This window comes from Bradyrhizobium sp. P5_C11_2 (assembly GCF_054049755.1).
Genome location: NZ_JBFULT010000287.1, coordinates 1 through 9,448, shown reverse-complemented (window position 1 = coordinate 9,448; position 9,448 = coordinate 1). Strand labels below are relative to the sequence as shown.

Below are 9,448 nucleotides of genomic sequence, written 5' to 3'. Positions count from 1 at the left end.
GACCTGGCCTGCGCGCGTCAACGCGGCGCTGGTGATGCCGAACTCGGACACCAGCTCCTCGACGATGTCGGTGGATTCATGCGCGATCTCGTACATGCGCCGCGCCATGGCGCGGCCGTGCACGGCGTCGATTTCGCGAAACGACAGGCGGAACTTTGCGGTGATCACCCCGCCATTGCGCCCGCTCGCGCCCCAGCCGGGGCGGTTGGCCTCGAGCACGACAGGGGCAAGCCCGCTTTTGGCGATGTGGTGCGCTGCGGACAGGCCCGTGTAGCCCGCACCGATGATCACCACGTCCGCCTGCTGCTCGCCCGACAGGACCGGAAATTCGCGCGCCGGTTCCGCCGTGGCTTCCCACAGCGAATTGGCCGATGGCAGCGCGCTCCAGTTCCGTGTCATGCTGCCACTCATGCGTTACGCCGCCGGCCCAATGGCGGCGTCGGCGAGCGCCTTCAGCGTCGGGAAATGGAAGTCCGGCTTGGTCAGCGTCTCCACCGCCGGCGTGCCACCGAAACCGGCGATGCCCTGGCGGCGCTCGATCCAGCACACCTTGTAGCCGAGCTTCCGCGCGATCCCGATGTCGTGGTACTGGCTCTGCGCGACGTGGAGAATGTCGGACTGCTTGTAGCCGAAGGCCGACTGGCGGCCCTTGTTGTAGGCGAAGAATTCCGGGTTCGGCTTGGCAACGCCGGTGTCGTCGGCGCAGACGGTGTCGTCGAAGGGATTGCCGAGCGCGTGCGCGTAACACGAGAGCGCGACGCGGTCCGCATTGGTCATCGCAACCAGACGGAATTTCGTGCGCAGGCGCCTCAAGGCCTCGACCGAATCCGCGAACGGGCCCCAGCGAAGCACCGAGAGCTGGAAGACGTCGCAGGACGCATCGTCGGAAGGCAATCCGAGCTCCTTGGCGAGATGGCGGTAGACGTGGAACATCGCCTCGCTGGAGCGCTCATAGTGCTTGTCGCGGCCGCGCTTGTAGGGTTCGAAGATCTGCTCGTCGCTGAGCTCGGCTGGCGACTTGCCCGAGATCCTGCGCACCGCGGAGAGCACGCCGGTCTCGAAATCGATCAAGGTGCCGACGACGTCGAAGGTGAGGACCTTGAAATTGCTGAACGCGGCTTGGGACGACATTTTGGTCTCTTCTCTCGGGTTGGACTGGGCTTAAGTTCAGTCCCCCACCCTGGGCACGACGATGGTGTCCTCGGGGTGGAGGGTGACGGTGAGGTTGCCGCCGAGCGGCGGGATGCGGCTGTAGGCCTGGTGGTAGCTCGGCTGGCGCAGGCTGAGCGCGATCCCGCCTTCGAGCGCCAGGAAAATGCGCAGGCTTTCGCCCTGGTAGACGATGTCGGTGACGGTGCCGCTGAGCCGGTTGCAGGCGGCATCCTGCGCGCCGTCGTCGATCAGCAGCTTCTCGCTGTGTACGGCCAGCATCAGGGCATCGCCGTCGGGAATGGCGCGGGCACTACGCAACAGGGCGTTGCCGAGCGCGACACTGGAGGCATCGACGCGGCGGACCGGCAACATCGTCGCCTCGCCGATGAAGCTTGCAACGAAGGAATCGGCGGGATGGTCGTGCAGGCGCGCCGGCTCGTCGATCTGGATCAGCCGGCCGTCCTTCATCACGGCGACGCGGTCGCTCATGGTCAGCGCCTCGCGCTGGTCGTGGGTGACGTAGATGATGGTGGCGCCGATGCGCCGGTGCAGCGCACGCAACTCGATCTGCATGGATTCGCGGAGCTGCTTGTCGAGCGCGGAGAGCGGCTCGTCCATCAGGATCAGCCGCGGCTCGAAGATCATGGCGCGTGCGAGCGCCACGCGCTGGCGCTGGCCGCCGGAGAGCTGCGCGATGCCGCGTTCCTCGTAGCCGGCAAGGCCGACCATCGCCAGCGCGGCGCGCACCTTGTCCGGCCAGCTCGCCTTCGGCAGGTGGCGCGCGCGCAAGGGGAAGGCGACGTTCTCGCCGACGCTCATGTGCGGGAACAGCGCGTAGTTCTGGAACACGACGCCGATGTCGCGCTTGTGCGGTGGCATGTAAGTGACGTCGCGGCCGCCGAACAGGATAGTGCCTGACGATGGCAGGATGAAGCCRCCCAAAATGCCGAGCAGCGTGGTCTTGCCGGAACCGGAGGGGCCGAGCAGCGAGACGAACTCACCGGCGCCGACATTGAGGGACACGTCGTCGAGGGCGCGAACCGCGCCGTAAGCCTTGCTCGCGGACCTGATCTCGACGCTTTCCGCTCGTTTGTCCAACGATCGACCTCGCCATGTCCTCAGCCGGCGTGCCTCACTGCGCGCCATAAGCCTGCATTATAGACAGGGATTTGGAGCACTCCTGGTTGCAGCGTGCACTGCAACCAATCCTTCGCTCGAAGCCCCTGTCTTTGGGCTGTCATGCCAATGACACCAGACTTGGCAAAACTCAGCAATTGCCAAATTCTCACCGCGCCCATAACATGGCGTTATGCCCGAGCTGCGCCGGATGCTGCCTTCCAGTAACGCCCTGTTCGTCTTCGACGCAGCGGCGCGCAATGGCAGCTTCACGGCTGCTGCCGCCGAACTGAACGTGACGCAACCGGCGGTGAGCCGGATGCTCGGACAGTTCGAGGAGCATCTCGGCGTCCGCCTGTTCGATCGCACGGCTGGCCGCGCGGTGCTCACCGAGGAGGGCGAGCTTTTGTATCGCCGCGTGCTCGAAGGCTTTCGCAGTATCGAGAGCGGCCTCGTCGAGATCGAGCGGCGCCGCAAGGGCACCGAGACGGTGACGCTGTCGGTCTCCTCCGCCTTCACCACGCATTGGCTGATGCCGCGCATCGACAAGCTGCAGCGCCAGTTTCCTGAGGTCGATCTGCGCTTCCAGCTGATCTCCGGCGCGCTGCGCGGGCCGGTGGAGAATGTCGATCTCGGGATGCGCTTCCGCGACCGCGACGAGCCGTCATCCGGCGGCACGCTGGTGATGAAGGAAGTGATGCTGCCGATGTGCAGCCCCGCCTATCTCGGCGCGACCGATCCCGCCGAGGGCAACACCATCATCCGCCTCGCCGAGACGCCCGGCGACTGGGCCGCGGATTACGCATCGCTTCTCACCGGGCGCCGCGGCGCGGCCAAGGCGCTGAGCTTCACCGACTATGCCGTCGTGATGCAGGCTGCGCTTCTTGGCCAGGGCATCGCGCTGGGCTGGCTGACGGTCGCCTCGCACTGGCTCTTGACCGGCGCGCTGGTGCCGGCCTCCGACACGCTCACCACCACGCGCCGCATCTGCGAATTCCTGCCGCCGCGCAACCGGCCGATGCGCCCGATTGCCGCCGAAATCCGCGACTGGATCATCGCGCAGATGCAAAGCGAGATCGCGGCGATCAACCGGCTCTATCCGAAGCTCGGCGCGCTGGCGGCGTGCTATTAGGCGGATGTGGTGCTCCCTCTCCCCGTTCTTGCGGGGAGAGGGTCGGGGTGAGGGCTGCGTCCGCAATCACAGTGAGAATTGAACTCGCGGAGAGTCCCCCTCACCCGGATTGCATCTTCGATGCAATCCGGCCTCTCCCCGCAAGCGGGGAGAGGCGAAGAGTCCTTCCATCACGGGGTCAGTGATGTTCGATCGCGCGGATGGCGCCGCGGAGCTCGGCGAGGCCGCGCAGGCGGCCGATCGCGGTGTAGCCGGGATTGGTGCGCTTGGTGGCGGCGAGATCGTCGAGCATGCGGTGGCCGTGATCGGGGCGGAAGACGATTCTTTTGTCGGGCGAACGCCGGGCGTTCTCCTTCAGCAGCGCCTTGAGCACGGCGACCATGTCGACGTCGCCGTCGAGATGATCGGACTCATAGAACGACAGGCCGTCGGCCTCGCGCTTGGTCGCGCGCAGATGCGCAAAGGCGATGCGCGGGCCGAAGCGTTCGGCCATCTCTGGCAGGTTGTTCTCAGGCCGCACGCCGAGCGAGCCCGTGCACAGGCAGATGCCGTTGGCCTTCGACGGCACGGCATCGAACAGCGCCTGATAATCATCCGCGCTGGAGGCGATGCGCGGCAGCCCGAACAGCGGCCGCGGCGGATCGTCGGGATGCAGCGTCAGCGAGACGCCGAGCTGCTCAGCGACAGGTGCGACGCGCCCCAGGAACTCGGCGAGGTGCTGCCGCAGGATCACCGGCGTGATGTCGCGATAGGTCTCTAACCGGTCGCGGAATTGCGGGATCGTCATCGGCTCGGTGGTCGAGCCCGGCAACGCACTGGCGATCGTCATGATGAGGTAGTCGATGTCCGCCTGGCTCATCTTGTCGAACAGTTTTTTCGCGCGCGCCTGCTGCTCCGGTGAATATTCCTGCGCGGCGGCCGGGCGCTTCAAAATGTGCAGCTCGAAGGCGGCAAAGCGGTCCTGGTCGAAGCGCATGGCGCGGGCGCCGTTCGGCAGCTCCCATTCCAGATCGGTGCGGCACCAGTCGACCACGGGCATGAAGTTGTAGCAGATGATCTTGATGCCGGACGCGGCGACCGCCTCCAGGCTCGCGATCCACGCCTCGATCGACTTCGTCGCTTTGGCCCCGAGACGCTTGACGTCGTCGGGGATCGGAATCGATTCCACCACCGACCAGGTCAGTTGCGAGCGGCCGGGCTGGCCGCGCTCGATAAAGTTCTTGCGCTCCTCGACCGCCTTGCGCGTCCAGACTTCGCCAATCGGCACCTGATGCAGCGCCGAGACAATGTCGGTCGCCCCAGCCTGCCTGACATCGTCGAGCGATACCGGATCATCCGGCCCGTACCAGCGCCATCCCTCTAGCATCATGAATAGTCTCCCGGATCAGTTCGCGGTCAGCACGACCTTGACGCTCTGCGAGCGGTCGAGCGCCAGCCGCAGCGCGTCCGGCGCGGTCGACAGCGGCCGCTCGGCGGTGACCAGCGACAGCACGTCGACGCTGCCGGCGCCGATCAGTTCCACCGCGGTCATGAACTCGAAGCCGAAGCGGAACGAGCCGCGCAGGTCGATCTCCTTCGCCATCACGGCGTTCGACGGCGTCGGGATCTGGCCACCTGGCAGATTGCCGATCTGCACCACCACGCCGCCACGCCGGACGATGCCGATCGCACTGGCAAGGCCGGCGGCCGTGCCCGAGACCTCGAACGCGACATCGTAGGGACGCGAGGCGGCCTGCGCTTTCAGACCTTCTTCGCCAGCCGAGACGTTCTCGACATGCGAGGCGCCGAGCCGGGTCGCAAAGGCGAGCGGCGCCGGCGCGATGTCGGCCACCGTGATGTCGGCCATGCCGGCGCGGTGCGCAGCAAGCATGGTCAAGAGCCCGATCGGGCCGGCGCCGAAGATGATGCCGCGCTTGCCCTCGATGTTGCCGGCGCGCGCGACCGCGTGCAGGCAGACCGCGAGCGGTTCAGCCAACGCCGCGGCCTGATAGGACACATGGTCGGGGATCTTCACGCACTGCGCCGGGACCGCATCGAAGTAATTGGCGAAGCCACCCTGCATGTGCGGCGTCTTCGAGGCCGAGCCCATGAAATAGATGTTCTCGCAGAGGTTCGGCCGGCCCTCGCGGCAGGCGACGCAATGGCCGCACCAGCGCGACGGGTTGACGGCGACGCGGTCGCCGACCTTCAGGTTCGCCGCGGGACCGGAGATCTCCACGACCTCGCCCGAAATCTCGTGTCCCAGCACCAGCGGCGACTTCACGACAAAATCGCCGGTCCGGGCATGGCGGAAATAGTGCATGTCCGAACCGCAGATGCCGCCGGCGCCGAAGCGGATGCGCACCATGCCCGATGCCAGCTTGTCGAGCGGATGCTCGATCATGCGCAGATCTTCGGGGCCGAACAGGGTTGCAGCGAGAGCGGTCGAGGTCATTTGGAGAGTCCCATATATTTAGGCAGCCAGAGGGTCAGTTCGGGAATGTAGGTGATCGCGATCAGCGCCACCATCAGCGGCACCAGCCAGGGCAGGATCGCCACCGTCGTGCGCTCGACCGAGAGCTTTGCCACGCGGGCGAGCACGAACAGCACCATGCCGAGCGGCGGATGCAGCAGGCCGATCATCAGGTTCAGCGTCATGATCAGGCCGAAATGGATCGGATCGATCCCGAGCTTGAGCACGATCGGCAGCAGGATCGGCACGAGGATGGTGATCGCCGCCGTGGTGTCGATGAAGCAACCCACGAACAGGATCAGGACGTTGGCGAGCGCCAGGAACACCCATTTGTTGTGGGTGATGCTGAGCATCCAGTCCGACAGCATCTGGGCTGCCTGCGACACCGTCAGCAGCCAGGCGAAGATCGACGCAGCTGTCACGATGAACAGCACCGAGGCCGTGGTCTCGATGGTGTCGAAGGTCGCCTTCGCCACCGTCTTCAGCGTCATGGTGCGATAGCGCACGAGGCCGAGGAACAGCGACCAGATCACGGCGGCAACCGCGGCCTCCGTCGGCGTGAACCAGCCGAGCGTCATACCGCCGATCAGGATCACCGGCGCCATCAGCGCCATCACCGCCGAGAAGTCGAAGTACCAGTCGATCGCGAGCAGCACGCCGAGCCCGATGACGACCGCCATGTTGGTCGACATGCCGGCAACCACCATCAGCCAGATCGTGAGCGGGAAAGCGAGCACGATGGCGATCTCGAGGCCGGCCGAACCGAGCTGCGGCCAGGAGAACGGCGTATCGCTGCCCCATTTGTTCTTGTGCGCGAAGTAGGTGACGGTCGCCATCATCAGCAGTGTCATCACGATGCCGGGGATGACGCCGCCCAGGAACAGCGCGCCGATCGAGACGTTGGCCATCATGCCGTAGATCACGAAGGGCAGCGACGGCGGGATGATGGGCCCGAGCGTCGCGGAGGCCGCGGTGACGCCGACCGAGAACTCGGTGGAGTAGCCGTGGTCCTTCATCGCCTTGATCTCGATGGTGCCGAGACCGGCGGCATCCGCGATCGCCGTGCCGGACATGCCGGAGAAGATCACCGAGCCGATGATGTTGACGTGGCCGAGGCCGCCGCGCATCCAGCCGACCAGAGCAACGGCGAATTTGTAGATGCGTCCGGTCACGCCGGCGATGTTCATGAGGTTGCCGGCCAGGATGAAGAACGGCACGGCGAGCAGCGGAAAGCTCTCGACGCCGGCGATCATGCGCTGCGCCAGCGTGACATCGGGCGTCACGCCGCTGACCAGAATGTAGAGCAGCGACGACGCAGCCATGGCGATCGCCACGGGAACGCCGAGCAGCATCAGGAGGAGAAATCCACCAAGCAACAGCAGCATGACTTTACCCTTCAAAGCCGTCGTAGGCGCCGGGACGTTCGAGGATCGAGTAGCCCTGTCGCAAATGTTGTATGGCCACCTGCACCGAGCGCACGAACATCAGCACGAAGCCGGCCAGCACGGCGTAATAGACGTAGTCCTTGGGCAGATTGATCGTGGTCATCGATTCATCGCCGATGATCTGGATGTAGACCCAGACCAGCTTGATGGCGTAGCCGAAGAAAGCGATCCTGATCAGGTCGATCGCCGTCGACAGCGCGCGCGCCACGAGATGCGGCAAATAGCGGTAGATCAGGTCGACCTGGATATGCCGCGACAGCCGCACGCACATCGAGGAGCCGATGAAGACCACGCCGATCAGGCAATAGGTCGCGATCTCCTCGGTCCAGGCATAACTGTCGTTGAGCACGTAGCGGGTGAAGAACTGGAGGAAGACGGCGAGCGCCATCACCCAGAAGATCGCCAGCGCCACCCAGTCCTCGAAAGCGTAGACGCCGAGATCGACCTTCGGCGCCGCCTCCTCCTCGAAGGTATGGGCGATCTCGTCCGCAGTGATCTGCCGGTGTATTTCGGCGGTCGACATGGGGTTACCTCTCTCCAAATCGTCGTTCCGGGGCGACGCGTCAGCGTCGAACCCGGAACCTCGAGATTCCGGGTTCTCGCTTCGCGAGCCCCGGAATGACGGCGTGAATTACTTGACCGCCTGAATCCGTTCCCAATCCGCCTTGCGATAGCCAAACGTCTCGAACGCGACGTTCTTCAGCACGGTGTCGCGGAACTCGTTCTTGTCGACCTCGGTCACGGTCAGGCCCTTGTCCTTGAAGAAGGCGACCAGCTTGGCCTCGTTCTGCTTGATCTCCGCGGTCGCTTTCGCAGCGGCCTCCTGCGCAACGTCGGTGAAGATCTTCTTGTCCTCGTCGCTGAGCTTCTTCCAAAGCGCGCCCGCCACCACCGTGTTGAGGTGGTCGACGATGTGGCCGGTCAGCACGATGTGCTTCTGCACCTCGTAGAACTTCTTGGCCTCGATCGTGGTCAGCGGGTTCTCCTGCGCCTCGACGGTGCCGTTCTGGAGCGCGAGATAGACTTCGGCGAACGCGATCGGCGCGGTGTTGGCGCCGCAGGCGCGCGGCATCGCCAGATAGGCCGGAACGTCGGGCACGCGCATCTTCAGGCCCTTGAGGTCGGCGCAGCTCTTGATCGGCTTGTTCGACGAGGTCTGGCGCACGCCGTAATAGGTGACGGCGACGATGTGGTGGCCGCTCTTGTCCTCATAACCCTTGGCGAGTTCCTTGAAGATGTCGCTCTTGGTGTAGGCAAGGAGATGGTCCGCATCGCGGAAGGTGTAGGGGTAATAAGTCACGCCGATCGGCGCAAAGCTCTTGGCCGCAAAGCTCGAGCCGGAAATGATGATGTCGACCGAGCCGAGCGAGAGGCCCTGGTTGATGTCGGCTTCCTTGCCGAGCTGGGACGCCGGATAAACATCGACCGTATAGCGCCCGTTGGTGCGCTTGCCGATCTCCTGCGCGGCCCAGACCGAAGCGGTGTGGAACGGCTCCGAGGTCTCGTAGACATGGGCCCATTTCAGCTTGGTCTGCGCCATGCCGGCATGGGTCGTCGCACACATTGCCGCGGCCGAGACCGCCAGCACCATCGTCATCTTTTTCAACACTGACTTTTCCTCCATCGTTTAAGTCTGCTTCTTGTTCGCCCACCCCGAAGCTGAGGTGGACCGCCCAATGTCATCGCCGCCGCGCAGTGCCGCTCTTGACCTGTTTTTTGGCCTGCCTCTTCGGCGCTTGTTCTGGTTTTGACGGCTTTGCCGGTGATCGCGCGGTCCGGCCCCGTTCCGAGGACGATCCAGCCGCGGTCTCGGCGCCAAAATTCTGCGCAAAGCGCTCCTGGGAGCGCACCAGATGATCGCGCATCGCCTCGCGCGCGGCCTGCGGATCGTGCGCTGCAATCGCGTCGCGCACGGTGCGGTGCTCGTCGAGCGCGGTGCGCCACGTGCCCGGGTTCTCGAAATAATGTGCGAGCTGCGCGAAATAGGGATTGAGGCGCTGATCGAACAGTTCGCCGACCACGCGCACCAGCACGGCATTGCCGAGGCTCCCGGCGATCGCGACATGGAAGGCGCGGTCGTGGATCATCGAGGCTTCGCCGGGATGCTCGACGTTCTCCATCGCGACCAGGGCTGCGTCGATGCGGGCGACG

Annotated in this window: 10 protein-coding genes; 1 reads left to right on the top strand and 9 read right to left on the bottom strand. The window is 65.0% G+C overall.

Annotation, left to right across the window (positions count from 1 at the left end; translation table 11 throughout):
* The 3 genes from ACXJL8_RS24250 to ACXJL8_RS24240 all read right to left on the bottom strand — a co-directional run.
* Window positions 1-399, bottom strand: a 399-nt coding sequence (locus ACXJL8_RS24250) for an NAD(P)/FAD-dependent oxidoreductase (RefSeq protein WP_456685715.1), incomplete at its 3' end; no start/stop codon positions are given.
* 15 nt (window positions 400-414) lie between these two features.
* On the bottom strand, window positions 415-1,131 hold the full coding sequence (locus ACXJL8_RS24245) for an HAD family hydrolase (protein WP_456618053.1): 717 nt from the start codon (window positions 1,129-1,131) through the stop codon (window positions 415-417).
* A 36-nt stretch (window positions 1,132-1,167) separates the two neighbouring features.
* A complete protein-coding gene (locus ACXJL8_RS24240; protein WP_456618054.1) occupies window positions 1,168-2,250 on the bottom strand; it encodes an ABC transporter ATP-binding protein in 1,083 nt (360 codons plus the stop codon).
* A 211-nt stretch (window positions 2,251-2,461) separates the two neighbouring features.
* On the opposite strand from ACXJL8_RS24240, the gene ACXJL8_RS24235 reads away from it, so the two are divergent.
* Window positions 2,462-3,400, top strand: a complete 939-nt coding sequence (locus ACXJL8_RS24235; protein ID WP_456618055.1) for a LysR family transcriptional regulator — start codon at window positions 2,462-2,464, stop codon at window positions 3,398-3,400.
* 178 nt (window positions 3,401-3,578) lie between these two features.
* Here ACXJL8_RS24235 and uxuA read toward each other — a convergent pair whose 3' ends face one another.
* The 6 genes from uxuA to ACXJL8_RS24205 form a co-directional block, all read right to left on the bottom strand.
* Window positions 3,579-4,769, bottom strand: coding sequence for a mannonate dehydratase (gene uxuA / locus ACXJL8_RS24230; RefSeq protein ID WP_456618056.1), 1,191 nt, complete (start codon window positions 4,767-4,769; stop codon window positions 3,579-3,581).
* A gap of 15 nt (window positions 4,770-4,784) precedes the next feature.
* Window positions 4,785-5,834, bottom strand: coding sequence for an L-idonate 5-dehydrogenase (locus ACXJL8_RS24225; RefSeq protein WP_456618057.1), 1,050 nt, complete (start codon window positions 5,832-5,834; stop codon window positions 4,785-4,787).
* Window positions 5,831-7,237, bottom strand: a complete 1,407-nt coding sequence (locus ACXJL8_RS24220) for a TRAP transporter large permease (protein ID WP_456618058.1) — start codon at window positions 7,235-7,237, stop codon at window positions 5,831-5,833. The genes ACXJL8_RS24225 and ACXJL8_RS24220 overlap by 4 nt, the downstream gene beginning before the upstream one ends.
* Window positions 7,238-7,241: 4 nt before the next feature.
* On the bottom strand, window positions 7,242-7,820 hold the full coding sequence (locus ACXJL8_RS24215; protein WP_456618059.1) for a TRAP transporter small permease: 579 nt from the start codon (window positions 7,818-7,820) through the stop codon (window positions 7,242-7,244).
* 108 nt (window positions 7,821-7,928) lie between these two features.
* Entirely contained in the window at window positions 7,929-8,888 is a 960-nt protein-coding gene (locus ACXJL8_RS24210; protein ID WP_456618100.1) for a sialic acid TRAP transporter substrate-binding protein SiaP, read from the bottom strand.
* A gap of 88 nt (window positions 8,889-8,976) precedes the next feature.
* A partial coding sequence (locus ACXJL8_RS24205; protein WP_456685714.1) for a FadR/GntR family transcriptional regulator occupies window positions 8,977-9,448 on the bottom strand: 472 nt, incomplete at its 5' end.

Coding starts and splice junctions, on each gene's coding strand:
- ACXJL8_RS24235 (WP_456618055.1), top strand. CDS start 2,462: ATGCCCGAGCTGCGCCGGATGCTGCCTTCCAGTAACGCCCTGTTCGTC.
- ACXJL8_RS24245 (WP_456618053.1), bottom strand. CDS start 1,131: ATGTCGTCCCAAGCCGCGTTCAGCAATTTCAAGGTCCTCACCTTCGAC.
- ACXJL8_RS24220 (WP_456618058.1), bottom strand. CDS start 7,237: ATGCTGCTGTTGCTTGGTGGATTTCTCCTCCTGATGCTGCTCGGCGTT.
- uxuA (WP_456618056.1), bottom strand. CDS start 4,769: ATGATGCTAGAGGGATGGCGCTGGTACGGGCCGGATGATCCGGTATCG.
- ACXJL8_RS24225 (WP_456618057.1), bottom strand. CDS start 5,834: ATGACCTCGACCGCTCTCGCTGCAACCCTGTTCGGCCCCGAAGATCTG.
- ACXJL8_RS24215 (WP_456618059.1), bottom strand. CDS start 7,820: ATGTCGACCGCCGAAATACACCGGCAGATCACTGCGGACGAGATCGCC.
- ACXJL8_RS24210 (WP_456618100.1), bottom strand. CDS start 8,888: ATGGTGCTGGCGGTCTCGGCCGCGGCAATGTGTGCGACGACCCATGCC.